General features: G+C 68.9%; 25 protein-coding genes. 19 read left to right on the forward strand and 6 right to left on the reverse strand.

Annotation, left to right across the window (positions count from 1 at the left end):
- Positions 1-2: 2 nt before the first annotated feature.
- Positions 3-296, reverse strand: a complete 294-nt coding sequence (locus ACFC8N_RS43050; protein ID WP_376295143.1) for a hypothetical protein — start codon at positions 294-296, stop codon at positions 3-5.
- Positions 297-490: 194 nt separating this feature from the next.
- On the opposite strand from ACFC8N_RS43050, the gene ACFC8N_RS43055 reads away from it, so the two are divergent.
- From ACFC8N_RS43055 to ACFC8N_RS43070, 4 genes are all read left to right on the forward strand, one after another.
- Entirely contained in the window at positions 491-748 is a 258-nt protein-coding gene (locus ACFC8N_RS43055) for a hypothetical protein (protein ID WP_376295144.1), read from the forward strand.
- A gap of 121 nt (positions 749-869) precedes the next feature.
- A complete protein-coding gene (locus tag ACFC8N_RS43060) occupies positions 870-1,058 on the forward strand; it encodes a hypothetical protein (protein ID WP_376295145.1) in 189 nt (62 codons plus the stop codon).
- Positions 1,055-2,194, forward strand: coding sequence for an integrase (locus ACFC8N_RS43065; protein WP_376295147.1), 1,140 nt, complete (start codon positions 1,055-1,057; stop codon positions 2,192-2,194). The genes ACFC8N_RS43060 and ACFC8N_RS43065 overlap by 4 nt, the downstream gene beginning before the upstream one ends.
- Before the next feature lie 258 nt (positions 2,195-2,452).
- Entirely contained in the window at positions 2,453-2,596 is a 144-nt protein-coding gene (locus tag ACFC8N_RS43070; protein WP_376295148.1) for a hypothetical protein, read from the forward strand.
- On the opposite strand, the gene ACFC8N_RS43075 is transcribed toward ACFC8N_RS43070, so the two are convergent.
- The 5 genes from ACFC8N_RS43075 to ACFC8N_RS43095 all read right to left on the reverse strand — a co-directional run bounded on the left by ACFC8N_RS43075 (position 2,593) and on the right by ACFC8N_RS43095 (position 5,795).
- Positions 2,593-2,916 carry a hypothetical protein gene (locus ACFC8N_RS43075; protein ID WP_376295149.1) on the reverse strand — a complete coding sequence of 108 codons (324 nt, stop codon included), beginning with the start codon at positions 2,914-2,916 and terminating at the stop codon, positions 2,593-2,595. The genes ACFC8N_RS43070 and ACFC8N_RS43075 overlap by 4 nt on opposite strands.
- A gap of 49 nt (positions 2,917-2,965) precedes the next feature.
- Complete coding sequence (locus tag ACFC8N_RS43080) at positions 2,966-3,823, reverse strand: hypothetical protein (RefSeq protein ID WP_376295151.1); 858 nt, start codon at positions 3,821-3,823, stop codon at positions 2,966-2,968.
- A gap of 268 nt (positions 3,824-4,091) precedes the next feature.
- Positions 4,092-4,847: a hypothetical protein gene (locus ACFC8N_RS43085; RefSeq protein WP_376295152.1), complete on the reverse strand. Its 756-nt coding sequence runs from the start codon at positions 4,845-4,847 to the stop codon at positions 4,092-4,094.
- Positions 4,848-5,044: 197 nt separating this feature from the next.
- A complete protein-coding gene (locus tag ACFC8N_RS43090; RefSeq protein ID WP_376295153.1) occupies positions 5,045-5,335 on the reverse strand; it encodes a hypothetical protein in 291 nt (96 codons plus the stop codon).
- A gap of 10 nt (positions 5,336-5,345) precedes the next feature.
- The gene (locus tag ACFC8N_RS43095) at positions 5,346-5,795 is read right to left on the reverse strand and encodes a WYL domain-containing protein (protein ID WP_376295154.1); all 450 of its coding nucleotides are present in this window, start codon (positions 5,793-5,795) and stop codon (positions 5,346-5,348) included.
- A gap of 184 nt (positions 5,796-5,979) precedes the next feature.
- On the opposite strand from ACFC8N_RS43095, the gene ACFC8N_RS43100 reads away from it, so the two are divergent.
- From ACFC8N_RS43100 to ACFC8N_RS43170, 15 genes are all read left to right on the forward strand, one after another.
- Complete coding sequence (locus tag ACFC8N_RS43100) at positions 5,980-6,498, forward strand: hypothetical protein (RefSeq protein WP_376295155.1); 519 nt, start codon at positions 5,980-5,982, stop codon at positions 6,496-6,498.
- 87 nt (positions 6,499-6,585) lie between these two features.
- Positions 6,586-7,572 (forward strand): ERF family protein, encoded by a 987-nt coding sequence (locus ACFC8N_RS43105; RefSeq protein ID WP_376295157.1) that lies wholly within the window; start codon positions 6,586-6,588, stop codon positions 7,570-7,572.
- The gene (locus tag ACFC8N_RS43110; protein WP_376295159.1) at positions 7,572-8,948 is read left to right on the forward strand and encodes a DNA cytosine methyltransferase; all 1,377 of its coding nucleotides are present in this window, start codon (positions 7,572-7,574) and stop codon (positions 8,946-8,948) included. The genes ACFC8N_RS43105 and ACFC8N_RS43110 overlap by 1 nt, the downstream gene beginning before the upstream one ends.
- A 110-nt stretch (positions 8,949-9,058) precedes the next feature.
- Positions 9,059-9,358 (forward strand): hypothetical protein, encoded by a 300-nt coding sequence (locus tag ACFC8N_RS43115; RefSeq protein WP_376295160.1) that lies wholly within the window; start codon positions 9,059-9,061, stop codon positions 9,356-9,358.
- Positions 9,359-9,663: 305 nt separating this feature from the next.
- Positions 9,664-10,401: a WhiB family transcriptional regulator gene (locus tag ACFC8N_RS43120; RefSeq protein WP_376295162.1), complete on the forward strand. Its 738-nt coding sequence runs from the start codon at positions 9,664-9,666 to the stop codon at positions 10,399-10,401.
- Positions 10,398-10,829, forward strand: a complete 432-nt coding sequence (locus tag ACFC8N_RS43125) for a hypothetical protein (protein ID WP_376295164.1) — start codon at positions 10,398-10,400, stop codon at positions 10,827-10,829. The genes ACFC8N_RS43120 and ACFC8N_RS43125 overlap by 4 nt, the downstream gene beginning before the upstream one ends.
- A 344-nt stretch (positions 10,830-11,173) precedes the next feature.
- Positions 11,174-11,560, forward strand: a complete 387-nt coding sequence (locus ACFC8N_RS43130; protein WP_376295165.1) for a DUF6221 family protein — start codon at positions 11,174-11,176, stop codon at positions 11,558-11,560.
- Positions 11,561-12,204: 644 nt separating this feature from the next.
- Positions 12,205-13,296 (forward strand): hypothetical protein, encoded by a 1,092-nt coding sequence (locus ACFC8N_RS43135; RefSeq protein ID WP_376295166.1) that lies wholly within the window; start codon positions 12,205-12,207, stop codon positions 13,294-13,296.
- Positions 13,293-13,595, forward strand: a complete 303-nt coding sequence (locus ACFC8N_RS43140) for a hypothetical protein (RefSeq protein ID WP_376295167.1) — start codon at positions 13,293-13,295, stop codon at positions 13,593-13,595. Before ACFC8N_RS43135 ends, ACFC8N_RS43140 begins: the two co-directional genes overlap by 4 nt.
- A complete protein-coding gene (locus ACFC8N_RS43145; RefSeq protein ID WP_376295168.1) occupies positions 13,592-14,386 on the forward strand; it encodes a DciA family protein in 795 nt (264 codons plus the stop codon). The genes ACFC8N_RS43140 and ACFC8N_RS43145 overlap by 4 nt, the downstream gene beginning before the upstream one ends.
- 12 nt (positions 14,387-14,398) lie before the next feature.
- Positions 14,399-14,833 (forward strand): SLOG family protein, encoded by a 435-nt coding sequence (locus ACFC8N_RS43150; protein WP_376295169.1) that lies wholly within the window; start codon positions 14,399-14,401, stop codon positions 14,831-14,833.
- Positions 14,834-14,898: 65 nt separating this feature from the next.
- Positions 14,899-15,081, forward strand: coding sequence for a hypothetical protein (locus tag ACFC8N_RS43155; protein ID WP_376295170.1), 183 nt, complete (start codon positions 14,899-14,901; stop codon positions 15,079-15,081).
- Complete coding sequence (locus ACFC8N_RS43160; protein ID WP_376295171.1) at positions 15,081-15,239, forward strand: hypothetical protein; 159 nt, start codon at positions 15,081-15,083, stop codon at positions 15,237-15,239. The genes ACFC8N_RS43155 and ACFC8N_RS43160 overlap by 1 nt, the downstream gene beginning before the upstream one ends.
- Before the next feature lie 207 nt (positions 15,240-15,446).
- A complete protein-coding gene (locus ACFC8N_RS43165) occupies positions 15,447-16,106 on the forward strand; it encodes a ParA family protein (protein ID WP_376295172.1) in 660 nt (219 codons plus the stop codon).
- Complete coding sequence (locus ACFC8N_RS43170; RefSeq protein WP_376295173.1) at positions 16,106-17,242, forward strand: ParB/RepB/Spo0J family partition protein; 1,137 nt, start codon at positions 16,106-16,108, stop codon at positions 17,240-17,242. The genes ACFC8N_RS43165 and ACFC8N_RS43170 overlap by 1 nt, the downstream gene beginning before the upstream one ends.
- Positions 17,243-18,129: the final 887 nt, after the last annotated feature.

An 18,129-nucleotide genomic window follows, 5' to 3' on the forward strand; every position in this document is an offset into this window, starting at 1 on the left:
CCCTAGCCGTGCTTCTTCAGGTGGGTTCGGACGCTGGCGGGGGCGCCGACGTACTCGCACTTCGGGCACTTCTCCCAGGCTCCCGCGTCCACGGCGGCCTGGGTGACGGAGTGACCGGCGCCGTAGCCGTGCTTGTGGAGGAGCTGGGCGACGGACGATCCGTACTCGACGGCGAGTAGGGCGGCTTCGGCGGTCTTGTCGTGGCCGCGGGCGAAGAAGGAGCCGATGCTGACTTCGGTGCCGCAGCCGCACCAGCAGGTGCCGGTCGGGATGAGGCGGGGCAGGTTCTTGGACATGACTCCAAGATAGCGCGTCAAGAACAGTCGGCAAGTAGGTTTACCAAGATTGTCGAAAGTGGGTCACGGCGCTCCGGTCGGAGTCGAGAGCCGGGACGGCCTGAGCGCAGAATCGCTCCTGACGAAGAAACTGACGGATCGTCATATGCGATAAGCTCACTGGTCCCAAGACAAGATCCGGACGGGGGTGGCCGGTGTACGCGAGTCCCGACGACGAGGCCACCGCGCACCTGCTAGTGGTGGCCGCCTTCCACGAGGCAGCGGTCAAGGCCGAGGAGCAGGGCGACCTCTCGATCCTCAGGTTCTCCCAGGCCGTCCTCCAGCACTTCGACGAGCACGGCGAACTGCAGGGCCGGCTGTACGACGTCGTCCGCGGCTACGCCGACAAGCACGCCTCCCTCGAGGAACAGGCCGCCCTGGACCGGTGGATCGCGGAGAAGACGCGCGAGTGACGTACGGTCGCTCGAGGGATCAGTGCGCCTGGCTCTATGTAATGTCCCTTCTGTAGAGGGATCACATCGAGCAGGGGAGCGCAGCGTGGAAGACAGCCAGACGCCCACATACGCATGGTGCTTGGACCACGGACGACTGCACCACTTCACCCAGAAGGAAGGAGCCTGGTGCTCTGCGCTCTGGGTGGCACTGAGCGGAGATAACGAGCCGTCCGCACTCGCCGACAAGCAGACCCGGTTCGGTGACGCCCAGTTCTTCGACCAGCTGCCGCAGACGGTGCAGGTCGAGCTAGTGGAGTCGAGGGCGTGAGCGAGCACGACCTGGAGGTGGTTGACGCCGAGCTGGTCGACGACCACCTCCCCGCACTCCGCGAAGACCGAACACCCGCCGTAACCACCCCAGATGACGACCCCGACGCCTGGCTGTCCCCCGAAGCCCAGGAGGACGTCAAAGCCGGGATCGCCGACGGCACCCGCGACGGCTACAAGGGCGACATGGACCGCTTCGCCGACTGGTGCGCCACAGTCGGCCGCCGCCCCATGCCCGCCGCCCCCCAGACCGTCACCGAATACCTCTCCCATCTGAAGCGGACCCCGCGGCCGCGCACCGGCCGCCCCTACGGCCCGAACTCCCTGCACCGCATCATCGCTTCCATCCGCTCCGCCCACCGGGCCGCCGGCCACCAGCCCCCGGACACCATGGGCGCCCGCAAGGTCGTCGTCGGCTACGAGAAGGAACTCGCCGAACGCAAGGACCCTGCGGCCAAGCCGCTCAAGGCCAGCCCCGCCGACCGCGACGTCCTGCGCATCGCCCTGGGCGAGCTGGACCGCACCACCCTGGCCGGGAAACGAGACGCCGCCCTGATGCTCCTCGGGCACGCCATCGCCTCCCGCGGCAGCGAACTCGTTCCCCTGGACTGGCCGGCCAGCTTCACCGAACTCCCCGACGCAGGCCTGCGCGTGGCGGTGTACCGCAAGAAGCGCAAGCTGTGGCAGGACGTCGACATGACCCTGGATCCCGAACCCGACCTGTGCGCGGTACGCGCGGTGCGCGCCCTGGTCGCGGCACTCGCCGATAACGGCCACACCGAGGGCGCCCTGTTCCTGCGCATGGACCGCTGGGGCTACCTCGCCCCGCCGATGCAGCGCCGCGGCAAGCCGATCGGCGACCCAGACGGCCGGATGACGATCGAGGCGGCCTCCGACATCGTCCAGCGGTCCATCGAACGCACCGGGCTGCCCGGCCGCTGGCGGTCGCACTCCACCCGGCGCGGCTTCGTGAAGTCCGCGCGTAAGGCGAAGGTGGACATGGTCCGGATCGGCCGGCACGGCGGCTGGATGGACGGATCCAAGGCGCTGGTCGGCTACGTCGACGAGGAAGACGCCGCTGGCGAGATGAACCCGCTCACGCAGATCGGGCGTGCGGCCGTGGAAGACGACGAGTAGGTCCTCCGGCAATCCTTGGTAGCAGCCCCCTGCCCGGCCGACTTCGCCCTGCTCACGGGCGGGTTGGCCGGGCTTTCCCGTGCCCGCGTACGGCCTGGCGGCCCCGCGGGAGCCGGGGCAGCCGGATCATCGGCCGCAAAAACAACGGATAAGCCGTCGCCACAGCACAAACCCGCAGTACAGGCGTCGTCCCTGTCCCCAGCGGGCTGAGGCCTCGGAAGAGACGGAAACACTTCCGAGTGCGAGGAGAACCGCGCGATGCCGATGCACGATCTGATCCACGACACCGAGACCGTCCTGCACTGGTACGACCTGGTCCGCGTGTTCGGGGGCGACCTGGTGCAGGTGGTCCGGTGGGTGCTGCGCCCGGGTACCGGCCGGCACCGGCGGCCGCGCCGCTAGCCCTCGGCCGGGAGGCCCTCCCGCAGGTGGGTGGGGAGGGCCTGGCGGACAGCTGGGTCGGCGATCCAGCCGTCCGCGGCCAGCTGGTCGGCGGTGACGATACAAGGCCCGCCGGTGTCCGTGTAGGCGAGGCCGCGGAACGTTTCCCCGCCGCGGGGCGGCTTCGCGGTGAGATGGACGGCCAGGACGGCGCGGGCCAGGTCCGCAGGCGTTGCGGTGGTGGTGGCCCGGCCGTACGCCTTGCAGATCCACACACGGCTGAACGGCTCGTGTAACTGGACTTCCCAGGTGAGGCGGACAGGATTGTCTTCGCAGGTCATGACCGCATCCTGTCGCGAACAGGCGTCCAGCGATGCCGATACTGGTGGGTCACTTCCCTGGGGGTGTGTCCCAGTATCCGGTGTGGGCGATGGCGTCCGCGGTCACCGGTGGGTTGCGCTGGGCGAGGAGCGGGTGGGTGGCGCAGATCTGCTGCACGATCATGTTGGGGTAGCCGGACGTGATCGGGTTCCCGCCTTGTCCGAGGATGAGGGCGTGGACGCCGTCCGCGGGTCGGATCCGGTAGGGCAGGTAGGCCTTGACGGCGGCTGCGGTCAGCGGCTCGAGGGTGAACTGCTTGCCGACGGCCTCGAACTCGTAGTCGGGGGCGCGGACCTGGTAGGTGCCGTCGGGGAGGTCGTAGAGGTGGCGGATGTCGACGCGGGTGACCTCGGCGGGGCGCAGGCCTTCGAGGAGGAGGTAGGCGATGAGCCGGTCGCGGAGGTAGTGGCGGGCGTGGTCCTTGCCCCACATGCCGATGCAGGTGAGCAGGACGGCGCGTTCTTGGGGGGTGAGGCGGCGGGGTGGGTTGGCGTCGCGGTCGACACCGGAGCGGAGCATCGTCAGGTCGGGGGCCAGGCGGATGGCGCCGCGGTCCTTGCAGGCTTCGTAGTACTGGGTGAGGGCGGTGATCCGGCGGTCGTGGGTCATGGCTGCGGCGGGGTGGTGTTCGGCGATGTGGGCGAGGGCGTCGGGTCCGTTGAAGAGGCGTCCGTCGAGCTGGTCGGTGAGGTAGCCGGCGCACCAGGCGGCGATGTCCTCGATGCCGGTGTCCCACGGGTTGACGGGGGGATGCTGGGTGGCGCACCAGGTGAGCCAGCGGGTGACCTCACGCTCGTACTCGATGCGGCTGGAGGAGCGCAGGGGCGCGGTGTCGAGCCAGTCGGTCAGGAGTGTGAGCGGGTCCATGGGCTCATTGTGCCCGCACCCCACACAAGATCAATACTTTACATAAAACCTCGGACCCACCACCCACTAGGGGATGTCGCGGGGGCGAGGGGACGGGGGGATCCGGCGTGTACCACAACGGGCTGCCCGGGGGGTGGGGGGATCCCGAGGTTTTACTGAAAGATCAGATAGGGGGTGGGACGGGGGTCCGGAGTGGCTTTCTCGATCGTGCTGAGAGCACGCTACGGGGGATACGGGGACGTGTCCGAAGCGCTTCCCCCGCGGCGTGTCAGTCCTCCGCCGGCTCGCCTCCGAGGACCATGCGCAGCCGGCGGTGGGCCTGGAACGTCTCGCCGGGCGCCGGCCAGTCATCGGCGCACAGCCCGTACCGCGGCGGCTCCCAGAACTTCCCCGCGTAATGCCGGTAGACCTTCTCCCAGTCGGCCTTGAAGTAGCAGGGCAGCAGGCCGCCCGTGTTCGGCACGGGTTCCGGCGCCGCCTCGTTCTGCTCGCGTACCTGCTCGGCGACACGGTCGGCGTGGTCGGCGTGCCGCTTGCAGAACCAGTGGGCGATCACCCATCCCGTGCGCGGGTCCTTCTCCTCGACGCACCGGTAGGAGTTGGCGCCGCAGACGCCGTCCTCGGTCCGCCAGTCGCGTGGCGGCGTGTAGGTGGCCATCGCCTCTTCCTTCAGCGCGGCCAGCTCGGGCGGCAGCTCATAGGGGCGGATCGGGACCGGCGCATCGGGGTCGGGCTCGTACGGCTTGCCGGGACGCGGCCGGTAGGGGCGCAGCCGGGGAGCCTCGCACGGCGACAGGTGGGCGTGCTGTTCCACCGCACGGGGCGGCGCGTACCTCGGCGCGTCGGCCGCGACCAGGTCGTCGTACCGCGGCCGACCGATCGAGTTCCGGCCCAGCACACGCCGGGCCTCCCGTAGCGGGCTGACGCCGTCCTCGGTCTTGCCCAGGTAGACGGCGTAGGCCACGGCCAGTAGGAGTTCACGCGCCTTGTGACCGGCCCGCGGGTCGTTGTAGATCGCCCGCACAATCTCCTCGTACGTCCGCGGCGACCTACGCCCCGGCGGCTGCTGAACCACGGAAAGAGGCCGTGTTCCCATCAGGCTGTTCTCCCAGTTCACTTGAGGGCCTTGAGGCGTGACGAGTTCCTCGGCTACGCTGCGCGTGCGCCATCTGTGTGAATCCAGGCCACCAACCCCATTGCGGGGCGGTGGCCTTCGTCGTGTCACCAGCCGAGGTGCTGTGACTCGGCGTAGTTCGCCTCCTCCTCGGCCATCTCCGCTTCGAACTCCTCCTGGGTGCACTCAGGGCACGGCCACGGGGAGACGATGCGGCCCACCCTGGCGAATCCCTGGCCCTGGGTCTCGGGGGTGACTTCGACAATCTTGATGCCGTGCTGGCAGAAGGCTCCCCAGCAGGCGTCGCAGACCTCGGCGAGCACGCCGTTGGGGTACTTCTTGCACTCGTCGCAGGGTGCCCAGACGGTGGTGCCGTCATCCGTGAGCTTGATGGGCATGTGGGGCTCCTTATGCAGCGAGATCGGTCTGAGTCTGCGTGAGCCGGACGCGAGGCCGATAGTCGGCGTCGTCCTTGTCGCGGGCCAGCTCGTAGAAGTACAGCGCCTGCGCGTCGTCGGCCGGCTGCGGCTCGGGCCGCTCGTAGGTGGTGGGCTCGGGCCGGGTGAGGACGTAGCCGATCCGGTGGAGCGTGTAGGCGGAGACGCCTTCGAGGGACAGCTTCCGTTCGGCTTGGCGGAGGCGGCACATGACGATCAGTTCGATGCCGCCGCCGTCGGTGGTGCGGATCTCGTGCAGCTCGACCGTGCGGACCGTGGTCTCGCCCTTCTCGTCCATGTACGTGAGGGTCACGGCGTGCCGGTTGCCGAGGGCCTTGAACAGGTCGGTGAGCGTCCGGGTCTGGGTCTGGCGTGCGGTCAGCTTCATCGTGGCCCCCTTGGTGCGGTGTGGTTCCACCATAGAGGATTCCCCATTGCTATGCAATGGCCTATCGCGTATCGTTGGGGTTGTTGGGGCGCCGCCCCGGCCGCCATCCGGCATGGCGTTGCAATGACATTTGGAGGAGACTGGCGTGGACAAGACCCCCACGCGTCCACCCGGCCGGCCTCGGTTCGGGGGGCGCCCGCCGAGAGGACCTCGCCCCGTGCCGATCAGCCGTCACGACCAGGAACGTGTCGACCACCTGAAGAAGGCCGCCGCGCACCTGCGCCAGACCGGCGCCCCGGAGGAGTTGGCGGAGACCGTCGAATTCGTTCTCACCGATGAGGGAGCGAACTTCGTGAACCGACTGCGGTGGTCGGGTGCCGCGCAGGAGAACCCGAACCTGGCGCTGTCGATGCCGACTGTGCTGCGGGATCAGATCAAAGCGGGTGCCAAGGCCGCGGGGAAGAGTCTGCCGGCGCAGGCCGTGGTGGCGTTGAACTCGTTCCTGGACGGCACGTACATGCCGTTCGATCCTCGCGAGGAGAACCTGTTCCGTGCTTCCGGCCGTACCCGTTCAAATCTGAACGTGCGGGTGAATGCGGATCTGCGGCAGCGGGTTGATGCGCATGGCCAGCAGCTCAAGGAGGACGGTGTCTTGGACTGGGCGCCGTCGACGCCTCAAGTGCTGAAGGCGTGGTTCGCGGAGAAGTTCGCCTCGCCGATGCCGAAGAAGCAGTAACTCGGCGGGCGGGCCGGCCTGGGACGCCGACAACTCGGGCCGGGTACCGCCTCACATCACACTGCATAACCCCTTAGGAGAGACCTCATGGCGAATGCCATTGAGGCCCCCGCCAGCACGACGGCGGAGGGCCCGACCCCTCACACCCAAAACCAGGCCGCACCCAGCGTTCACGAGCTGATGAGCCGCGTCATGCGGGACGTCCGCGACGTCGGGAAGAACGGCGAGAACAAGTCGCAGAACTACAAGTTCCGTGGCGTGGACGACGCCATCGGCGCCCTGGCGCAGCCGCTGCGTGACCACGGGGTGTTCATGACCCCGGAGGTCCTGGACTTCAAGACCGAGCTTCGTGGCCGTATGAACGCGGTGATGATGCGGGTGGCGTTCCACTTCTACGGTCCGGCCGGTGACCACGTCACCGCGATCACGATGGGTGAGGCGTCGGACGTGGCGGACAAGGCGTCGAACAAGGCGATGTCCGCGGCGCTGAAGTACGCGCTGATCCACACGTTCATGATTCCGGTCGACTCGAAGTCGCTGGACGACGGCGACCGCGACCACCCGGAGGGCCAGCGGTCTGCTGCGGACGCCTACATGGAGCGGCTGAGGAAGCCGATGGTGTGGAACAACGTGAATGCCCTGACCGCGTTGCATGCGGAGGTCAAGGCGGACGGTCTGCTGGGCGAGACGGTGTACGGGCCGGACGGTGACACGACGCTGGAGACGCTGATCGTGGGCCGTGGGAAGCAGTTGCGGGCCGAGGCCGAGGAGCGGGAGGCCCGTAAGGCGGCGGAGGCTGGCGAGGTGGCCGCTCAGGTCGCCGCGGAGACTGGCGCGGCCCAGGAGAGCCAAGCGTCTGCGGCGGACGGTGTTGACCATCTCGCCCGGCTGCGTGGCCAGGCTGTGGACTGCTGGGACAAGCCGCTGTCGCTGGCGCAGATCGTCCTGGACGCGGAGAAGCACGGCGTCGCCGACTTGGAGGTGCCGCTGAGGAACGGCGGCGCGCTGATGTTCCGTGAGTTGCTGAACGCTCGCATCATCGAGCTGGAGCAGCAGGCCGGGGCGGCTGCCTGATGGCCCCGTTGCGGATCGGCAGCCTGTTCACCGGTACCGGCGCGCTGGACCTGGCCGTGATGGACGTCTTCGACGCCGAGGTGGTCTGGCACTCGCAGTACGAGCCGCCCGGCAAGGACGGGAAGGAGGACAAGAACCAGTACGCCGCCCGCATCCTGGCCCGTCATTGGCCAGCGGTGCCGAACCTGGGCGACATCACGAAAGTCGACTGGCAGGCCGTCCTGGACGCGTACGGGCCCGTGGACATCCTCACGGGCGGTTTTCCTTGCCAGGACGTGTCCACGGCCGGGAAGCGTGCTGGTCTGACGGCGGATTCCCGGTCCGGTCTGTGGACTCACATGGCTCGCGCGATACACGAACTACGACCCCGATTGGTGGTGATCGAGAATGTCGAAGGGCTCCTCTCGGCGGAAGCTGACCGTGGCTTGGAATCCGGAGCTGAGATTGTGGACGAGGGTTCCGGATCAGGAGGGGTTCTTCGAGCTGTTGGAGCCGTTCTCGGAGACTTGGCCACCCTCGGGTTCGATGCGGAGTGGGCGCGCGTGGCAGCGTCGGAGGTCGGCGCTCCCCATGGTCGGAAGCGGGTGTTCGTCTACGCCTGGCCGGCTGATGCCGACCCCGCGGACCTCGGACACGAACGGTGCGGGTTCGCATGGGGACGGGGGGATGGATCTGCGGACGGCGGTGTCGCTGTTGCCGACGCCGAACGCGTCGGACTACAAGGGGAGCGGTGCGACGCAGGGTCGGATGCGGGACGGGAAGCCGCGCCCGTTGTCGGATGCGGATCTTCCCGAGGCGGTGAAGCTACTACCGACGCCGATGGCGGGCGATGCGACGGGGACGCGGAACGCGACGGCGGGCAGGTCGAATCCGGACTCGGAGCATCATGCGGGGTGGACGCTGTCGGACGTGGTGTTCAGCGGTCAGCTCCTGCCGACGCCCAGGGCGTCGGACAGGGCGAAGGGCGGCCCGAACCAGCGGGGCAGCAAGGGCGACTTGATGCTCCCGTCGGCGGTGGCGCAGTTGCTGCCGACGCCGACGGCTTCGGACTCCGATCGGACGTCCTCAACCTACGGTCGGGGGAACCTGACGTTGAGTGGGGCGATTTCGAGCCCGCCGTCCGACGCTGGGAGCACGTCCTCGGACGTCCCGCCCCGTGGCCCACTGACACTCTGGGACGTCTGAGCGCGGTCTTCACGGAGTGGATGATGGGCCTGCCCGACGGGTGGGTCACCGCGACGCCCGGTCTGCCGCGGGCGGCCATGTTGAAGGCCCTTGGTAACGGCGTGGTGCGTCTTCAGGCCGCCACCGCGTTGACGTTGTTGCACCGTCGCGCTGTCGACGACGAGCAACCGGCGAACGTCCGCGCCGCCTGAACGACCCGGGCCCGCCCCCGTGCGGGCCCCTGGGAGGACCGTCTCCCCTGAAGTCCCCACCTGGGGCACCCACCTCATCCATCCCGGCCGTCGCCGATCGGAGTTCCGTCATGCCCGCATTCGTCCACTGGCTGGCCGATAACCCGGTCCGCTGGCTGATCCCGGCCACGTTCCTGTCGTGTGTGGTCGGTATCCCGTTGATGTTGTGGTGGGAGCGTCGTCGCCCGTCGAAGCCGGTGCGCCGGCCGTATGCCGCGGAGGCGTGGCGAGGGTTGCCGGCCGTGGTGCAGGCCGCGCACGACCGGGCGGCCTTGGGTGCCGTTGAGGCTGCCGCGCTGCGGATCGTGCGTGATGAGGATGCCCGGGTGGCGCATCTGTACGTTCCCCCGTCGTCGGTGTCTGCCGACTGACTTCTTGGAGGTGAGTCCGCCGTGGCGGCTCGCGTTGTGCCGGCCGCCGCGGTTCTCACTGCGGCGGTTGTTGTTTTCGCCCTTGTTCAGTCCCGTCGGTCCCGTCGTGTGCGGCGGGAGTTGGAGCGGGAGTTGGCGTCGCACCGGCTGATGGCTGGCTGTATGGCCCGGGATCTCGAGGTGTTCCGGTGCCGGTTGAACCGGGCTTCGGCTCAGGACGCTGTGGCTCAGGCCGCGGTCCTGGTGCTGGATGAGGCCCTTGCTCGTTCCGATCGTTCTGACCCGCCGTCGAAGGGAGGCCCGCGATGACACAGACCGCGGAGAAGTCTTCAGAGCAGTTGCGCCGTGAGTGGGTGGAGCATTCGTACTTCCGGTACCGGCAGTGCGCGCCGGATCCGGATCAGCCGTTGCGGATGGTGGGTAACCCGGAGCTGCATGTGGGTGCGCACAACGGGCCGGACGCGTGGGCGCCGGAGGGTCAGCGGGAGCGGCGGGCCCGGGAGGAACTGGCGATCGAGGTCTGCCTGACCTGTCCGGTGATGGTGCAGTGCGATGCGTATGCCTCGTCGGTGACGCCGGATGGTCGGTTGGCGGAGCCGGAGGGGGTGTGGGGTGGCCGGCGGTCGTTGGAGCGGCATCGTGCGCTGATCGCGGCTCGGCATGCGGTTGCGGCGGCCCCGGACCGGCGGTTTCACACGGCGCAGAAGCGGGCGGTCCTCAAGGCGCTGGCTGGGTGCTGGGATCCGTTCGAGGTGGCGGCCGCCGCTGGGGTGGACGTGCGGACGGCGAACTGGCAGCGGTCCAGCTTGGTGCGGCTGTTGGGTCTGCCAAAAACGGTCACTCGGATGCGGGCTCTCGCGGTCGCCCGGGAGCGTGGGCTCCTCGAGGACGTGGCCCTGGTGCTGGATGACGGCACGGTGCCGGCGGTCCCGCCGCCGACGCGGATCCCCACCCCGGCTGTTCCGGTGCAGCTGTCGTTCGACGACGCCCTCGCCCCTGTCACGTCCCTGTTCTCGTCTCGCCCGATGGAGGCCGCAGCATGACCCAGATCCCTGCCACCGAGTCCCCTGTCCCTTCCGACCACGAGGACGATGCCGGGTTCGAGGCGATGCGCCGTGATGCAGTCCTGGGCGGTCGGGCGATGTCGTCGGGTGCGTTCCTGGCGGGGCTGATTGCGTCCGCGGAGCTGGAGACGGTGGGCCGCCCGGACAAGCTGGCCGCGGACCTGTTCCCGGACGCGGATCCGGCGACGGTGCAAGCGGTGTGGGATCGGGCGTTGGCGGTCGGCTTCCATGCGGGCCGTCTGTCGTCGGCGCCCCGGCTGTTCCGGGACCAGATGGACCGGGTGGCGGGGGCGTTCGAACAGGCGGGGTTCCATGCGATGGCGGGCCTGGTGCGCCGATCGCGGGCGTTGGTGGCGCCGGAGGTGGATGGGCTGGCGGCCGATTCGGAGATAGCCCGGGAGCACTGACAGACCGTCATGGTTTGTGTGATTAGCGGCTGGTGCGACACGAGAGGGAAGGACGGGGGACAGATGACGGCTCAAACTAGTAGGCTGGTGCCTGCGCCAGACGACTCCTCAGTTGCGAACGTGGGGGTCTCTGGCCGTCAGACAACATGGAACGGCCCCGCAGTGGTCCTGGTGCTGGTAACACCGGGTGCGGGGCCGGGCCGACACACAACTCCGACGAAGGTGCCGACGATGGCCAAGAGTACCCGGGGATCAGACCCCGTAGACAGGGTGACCCGCATTTCCGGCGTGAAGATCACACCGCCGACGCTTGCGGCCCCTGTCCCTTCTACCCTCACAATCGCGTGACCGCCCAGGGCGAGGACATCCTCGCCTGGCTGGACACTGCGATCACTCGCCGTGAGGAAGCCGCCAGGGACGCCGCGCGTTCCTACGGTGCCCGATGGGTCCGCCCTGTCGGCACGGACGTGGTTCGTATCTCTGAGGACGGCATCTGGTTCCAGGCCCTCAGCGACGAAATCGCCGAGCACGTGGTCTGCAACGATCCCCAGTCGGTGCTGCGTCGCTGCGCCGCCGACCGGAAGCTCATCTACGAAGTCCGTCGAACTGCGGAGAATGCCAAGAACAATCCGTGGGACCGAATGCACGGCTACGGCCCATACGCCGACGCGATGCTGGCCGCCGTCAAGGTCATCGCTGAGGGCTACGGCTGGACGGGGGGCGAGCGATGAGCGTTCACCGTCTCTGCCCGCGCTGCAACAAGGTCGTGCGTGTCCGTGTCCGTGACGGCGCCTATGGCGTTCACCGTCGTGGCGTCTACAACTGCACGGCCTCCGGCCTCACTCCCGAAGAGGTCCGCCAGGGCGTGACGGCTCTGGGTAAGCGGACCGCCGAATACCTCGCCTCGAAGGCGAAGGAGCAGACCCCACCCACTGAGGGAGATCAAGTGACTTAGCCAGTTTCTGGCGGGAGGTCCTTCGCCTCTACCGCCTGGCCGCTTCCCGGTTGGTGCGCCAACACCCTCCGGGCCTCTGCGGCCCTCGTACCACGGATCGGACGCCAATCCGATCTAAGGCCCTCCGGGCGCCAACCCGGTGAGCGAAATCAGGTTCCTCCAGAACCCCGAAGCACCGAACCCGGGCTTCGTCGTACCCCAACGAGTACGGAGTACATAGTGCAGTACGCACACCCCTCTTGTCAGCTTGGCTATCCCGAGCCTGGCGATTCGCGGCTTATCTCCCCCCGCACGGGCGATCTCGAAATCGAACGCACTAGCGATTACAGTGCTGGTCAGACCGGTCTCGTACGCGGCGCCTGCCAGGAGGTGGCCCACACCAAGTCGCGCAGGACCGGCCCGCGGCGGTGGCGTCGCGCGGTGGGATGGCTGATCGCAGCCGGCCTGCACCCCCGCGCGAACGCCACCACGCTGCGCATCGCCGAAGACCTCGCCGACCGCATGGACTACTCGACGGGGCACGCCCGGTACTGCCTGGACGAGATGGCCGCCCGCCTAGACGTCTCCCGGGCCACCGTGAAGCGGCACATCGGCTACCTCCGGGAGCTGGGCGCCCTCGCCTGGGTCCAGCACGGCACCCGGGTCAACATCCGACGTGCGATGGGGCTCAAGGGCTACGCCGCGACCGCCACCGTGTACGCCGCGGTCATCCCGCCGGCTTACGACCACGCCATGGGGCACACGATCGTCGGCTCCGGGTACACGGCGCGGATCGTCATCGACCAGCGCGGGCAGACCCCGGTTCAAAACCGGGTTTTGAAGCAGCCCCTGATCCCGGCCCAGTCCCGGAAGCCTGTGGATAACCCGCCTGTGGACAACCCCGCTCCGGAGGGCCTTGAGCCCCCTTCCCTTACCTGGGTAGAGGAAGAGGGAAAGCTGAAGGTAGTGGGGGGTAGTAACTACACCTCGCAGGCTCGGCCGCCGAAGACGCGAATCCCCCACCAGAGCAGCCAGATCGACGGACGCCGTCGCACCGCGGGTGACGTGAAGAAGGCCAGCGAGACGACCCGGTTGGTGCGGGCCCTCGTCAACTGGACCCAGGCGGTGCCGCTGCGGCCCCTCGAGTACGTGCTGCGGCCGTGGACCGACCAGGGCCAGGACGCCTACCAGATCGCCGCCGACCTCAACGGCATGTGCCTCGGTCTCCGCTGGAAGCCGAAGAACCCCATTGCGTTCATCCGCGCCCGCCTCGCCGCGGACGTCGAGCAGCGGCAGGAGATGCAGGCCGCGCAGGAGGCTGCCGCCCGCTGGGAGCAGGAGAACCCGCTCGAGGGCGCCTTCACTGCCAGCACCAGCCAGCAGCTCGACGTCATGGCCGCTCTCCGGCAGGGCCAGCAGCGTCTGCAGGCGACCAGCCGGGCCCGCGGCTGGCAGGACCTGTCCGGCGCCGACGACACCGCCTGGGATGCCGAAGCCGACATCCTCGCCTTCCTCAACGGGAGCTCCTCATGACCAACACCCGCAGCAAGTGGCCCGCCGCCCGGCACCTTCAGCAGGCCGCCGACCAACTCCGTGAGGTCGCCCCCAACCTCTCTGCTCCGATCCAGGGCTACGCCGACCCTGTTGCCGATTGGCTGGACAAGGCAGCCAACGAGATGGCGTGGCTGGCCCCGTTCCGTGAGCACGAGGGCGGCTATCGGCCGTGGGGCGTCGCCACCCGCGTCGCTCACGGCGTGCTTGGCCTGCCTGACCCCGACATCTGCACCACCTGCCATACCCACGCTTGGGAGCGGAAGGCGGCCCAGTCATGACTGACACCCAGCCTTCCGGGATCGACCTCGCCCGCGCCGCTCTTCTCGCCGCTCGGGCCAGCGCGAAGACCCGACCCGCCCAGCAGCAGAAGAAGACCCGCACCACCCGCCGGTCCAGCGACCGCCGCGCCGGCGACCCCATGGGGCTCGGCCTGGCGATCGACCGGATGATGACCGAACGCGGCTGGGACCCCCCGGAAGCTGGCGGGAGCATCCTCGACCAGTGGCCCACCATCGCCCCGGAGCTCGCCGGCAAGGTGGCCGCGGTCCGGTTCGAGCACGACACCGGCGTCCTGCACCTGCGGCCCGCGTCCCCGGCGTACGCCACCCAGCTGCGGCTGTTCCAGGCCCAGACACTGCGCCGCATCCACGAGAAGACCGGCGGCAGGGCCGTCCGTGCGCTGCGCATCCTGCCGCCCGGCGCCGGAGCTGCCGTGGACGACTCCCCGCCCGAACAACCCGCAACACCTGCCGCAGAGGCGCCCGTACGGACCCGGGCCGATGGCTGCACCGGCTACCAGGACGCGCTCGCCGTAGCCCTCGAGCACAAGCCCGGCCCGCCGCCCGTCAACCCGTACGTGGAGCAGGCCATGCGCCGCCAGGAGGCCGCGCTGCGCGCCAACCGGCTCCCGGAAGACGAGCATCGGGAAGCCGGCTGGGTTGAGGAGGAGGCCATACGGAAGGCCGGGCCGGTCCCGGGAAGCATGGAAGCCTCCGAGGCCGCGGCTCGTGCCTACGCCCGCAGTCAGGCCGCCGGCCGGACACCCCGCCGCGCGTTCGACGCCGCCTGAGAGGGGACTGCCGTGCCTCTTGCCCTCATCGGCCTGACCGGAAGCCGCAAATGGAGGGACGTGCCCCTGCTCGAGACCATGCTGTACCTCGTGTGGCACGACGCTCTCGAGGACGGATACGACGGCATCGAGCTGATCCACGGTGACGCCCGGGACGGAGCTGACGCCATGGGCGACGCCTGGGCCGTCGCCAACGGCGTGCCTCGCCGGCGGCTCCCGGCGGACTGGGAAGGCCCGTGCGGGCCCGAGTGCCAGCCTGGACACCGCAAGCCCAAGAGGAACGGCCGCACCTACTGCCCGCTCGCCGGGCATCGCCGGAATCAGGAGATCGTCGACGCACGGCCGCTGCTGCTCGTGGCTGCTCAGGTGAACAGCAGCAACGGCACAGCGGACTGCATGCGCCGGGCCAAGGCGGCTGGCGTGCCGGTGTACCGGATCTCCGTGTGAGCGGAGGGAACGGATCTCCGGTTGTGGTGCACGGTGTACGCGATCACCGCACGAGGAGGCCGCGCATGCCCCAACCCACCGCCCACCGGTACCCCGACGCCTGGCACAACGCTGAGGACGCGCAGGAACAGGCGTGGCTGGATGACTGGATCCGCGGCCGCATCTGCGTCGTCACCCTCGACGTCTGCCCCGCCCGGCAGCCGTCGGCGGCCGCCGATCCTGCCCTGACATCCACTGGGAGCTGCTGATGCCCGTCACTACCGTGCCGCCCAAGCCGAAGCTGGTGTACCCGCGGCCGCCGGTCGCCGTCCTCCACGCCGAGCTGTTCAGGGAGGCGACGTACGAGGACGGCCGACCCTACGGGGAACCGGACGACGAAGAAGTCGAAGTCACTGACGCGGCGTGAGGGCCAAGCCGGTTTACCGCGGTAAACCACAGTGCCGCTGTCGCGGGGCCTACGGGCCGGGAACGGACGCTGGTTTACCGCGGTAAACCAGCAGCAGGCCACCGCATGGGCGAATTGCCGGAGTCGGTGCCAGTCGCCAGGCCTCCGTCTGGAAAGATGCTGCACGCCCGAAGTACCGGAACCCGCGGGAAGCATACGGAGCGCGCAATGCCACCTGCCGTTTACGTCGTGTCCATCGACCCCCAGGCCTCAACCGTCTGGTGGGCGAACAGGATCACCGACCTGCCCTTCAACTTCTCCCAAGAGCACGAAACCCCGGAGAACCTGGCCATCCTCAAGGACGCCGGGGCCGAGGTCCACGTCATCGCCAACCAGAAGGGCGGCGTCGGCAAGACCACCGCCACCCTCAACCTGGGAGCCGTCGCAGCCGACGTCCTCAGCCACTCCGACCGGCTGATGCACGTCTTCATCGACACACCAGGAAGCCTGCAAGACGAGAACCTCCTCCTCGAGGCCCTGAAGTACGCCAAAGACGTGATCGTCCCGATGCCTCCCGAGGGCCTCGCGTTCGACCCGACCGCCCGCACCATCGAGCAAGTCATCCAACCCACGGGCCTGCCGTTCAAGGTCGTCATCAACAACTGGGACCCCCGCGACGGCACCGCCGACCTCCTCGACACCGAGGCCTACATCGACGCCCAAGGCTGGCCCCGCGCCCGCACCGTCATCCGGCGCTACAAGGTCCACACCCGCGCCTCCGTCGAAGGCCGCGTCGTCACCCAGTACCCGAAGAACCGCGTGGCGATGGAAGCCCGCGAGGACTTCTTCCGCCTCGCCCTGGAGCTGGGTTACGGAGGGGGTAAGTGATGTCTGGCGGAAGGCGCACCAGCCTCGTCTCGCTTGCCAACCAGAAAGTCGAAGACGTCCCCGGCCGCAGCGACGCCATCCTGCTGTCGCTGCCGCTGGAGAAGCTGCACTGCACCCGGTTCAACCCGCGCCGCAACTTCGGAACCGACGACGAACTGAAAGAGTTCGGGGAGAAGCTGAAGAAGGAACAGCTTCAGCCCGCGGTCGTTGTCTCCCGCGCCGGCTACCTCAAGCTGTGGCCCGACGAGGCCGACCGCGTGGGCCAGGCCGCGTACGTCATCGCCAACGGGGAGCGCCGCTACCGCGCCTCCCAGCTCGCCGGCCGGACGGTCCTCGAGGTCATCCACCGCGAAGACGTGGCCAAGTCCCGGGCCCACTTCCTCGACGCAGTGCAGTCGGAGAACAACGACCGGCAGGACCTCGACCCCATCGAGCGGGCCATCGCCATCGAGACGATGGTCACCGAACTGGAGGGCGCCGACCGGGTGGCCGCCTACTACGGCAAGACGAAGGGCTGGGTCAGTCAGCAGCGCAAGCTCCTCAAGCTTGCTCCCGAGCTACAGGAGCTCGTCAGCGCAGGCGAGATGCCGGTCCGGGTCGCCCGGGACATCGCCGGTCTCCCGGCCGACGTCCAGGCCGCGGCGTGGGATGAGCACCTCGAGCGGCGCCGTCTGGAGAAGGAGGCGGGGGCCCGGCTGCGTGAACAGGCCGCTAACCAGCCTGCGCCCGCGACAACACCCGCTCCGGCACCTGCTTCGCCTGACCCCGAACAGCCTCCCCGGTTTACCGCGGTAAACCAGACGCCGGCGCGGGAGTCCCCCGAGCCGGCCGAGGAGCCGACGAGGGGGGTTCGGTTTACCGCGGTAAACCCGCAGCCCGAGCCGCGCCCAACCCAAAACCCAGTGCCGGACGACGCCGTGCCGACCGAGGGTAAGGAGCCGCGGGCGGACGTCATCCCCGAGCCGCGCGAGGCCCTGGGTGAGCCGGCCGAGCTGACGTCGTTGAAGCGGTTCCCCTACGACAACGGCACGGAGGCGGGGATGCTCCTGCTGCACAAGATGCCGCCGGAGGACCGCGCCACGGTGTACGAGATGCTGGGCAAGGACCCGGAGACGCAGGCAGCCTGCTGCCGTTGACGCTGTACCAGTGGGCCCCGCTCCCTGTCTTCGGGCAGGTGGGCGGGGCCCTTTTCCGTGTGCCCGGACCAGACCATTGAACATTGGTCAGTATGTGGTGGCTTGCCGGGGTTTCCGATCACCCGTTCGAGTGATCGCATGTCGAGGGTCTTCCCCCTGCATATATCCGCTTGATCTGGTGGAGGGGCTGGCCCCCCACGGGATGGGTGGCCGGCCGCCAGGCCGCTGCGGGGGCCTGCGTGGTTCGCAGCCCACCGGGCTACCGGCTGCGGCCCATGGCGGCCAGGCCACCACCCACACACCCAGGCACCGTCCGACAGCTGGTTCACAGGTCGGGGAAGACGTCTATCTCCGTGACGAGTTCCGCGGCTAGACTCTCGTCTACCAGACGGCTACGCCCACCGGGCACCGTGAGGTCTCACAGCCCCTGCACCACCCCCGGGTCGTTGTCGGCAACACCGTCCCCAATGGAGCAGGGGCTGACCCATACCACCCCAACAGCATTACCAGCGGTAGCAGTTCCAGCCACCTGCGTAACCAGATCCGGTCACGGCAGCGTTAAAACCGACCCTGGTATCCACCACTGACAAGAATCAGTGCCACAGTGACAACCCCAGCGTGTGGACTGGCAGCCGCACACCGGGGGGACGGCCGGCCCCGACCAGCCGGGCGTGTTTCGAGGACCCTTTCTGCCGGAGGATCGGAGCCGGACCATGTCCGCAGCAGAGCCGGCCGACCCCGCACCGCCCGAGATGAACACGAGCGGGCCCGGGGCCGTAATCGATATCACCAAGCGCCGCCGCGGTGGCGCGCTTCAGGCGGCCCAGGGACGGTGGACGATGGCGACACCACCCGGGGCCGCCCCCGACGACGCCGGACGGACGGCG

Source organism: Streptomyces sp. NPDC055966 (assembly GCF_042269865.1).
GTDB lineage: Bacteria > Actinomycetota > Actinomycetes > Streptomycetales > Streptomycetaceae > Streptomyces.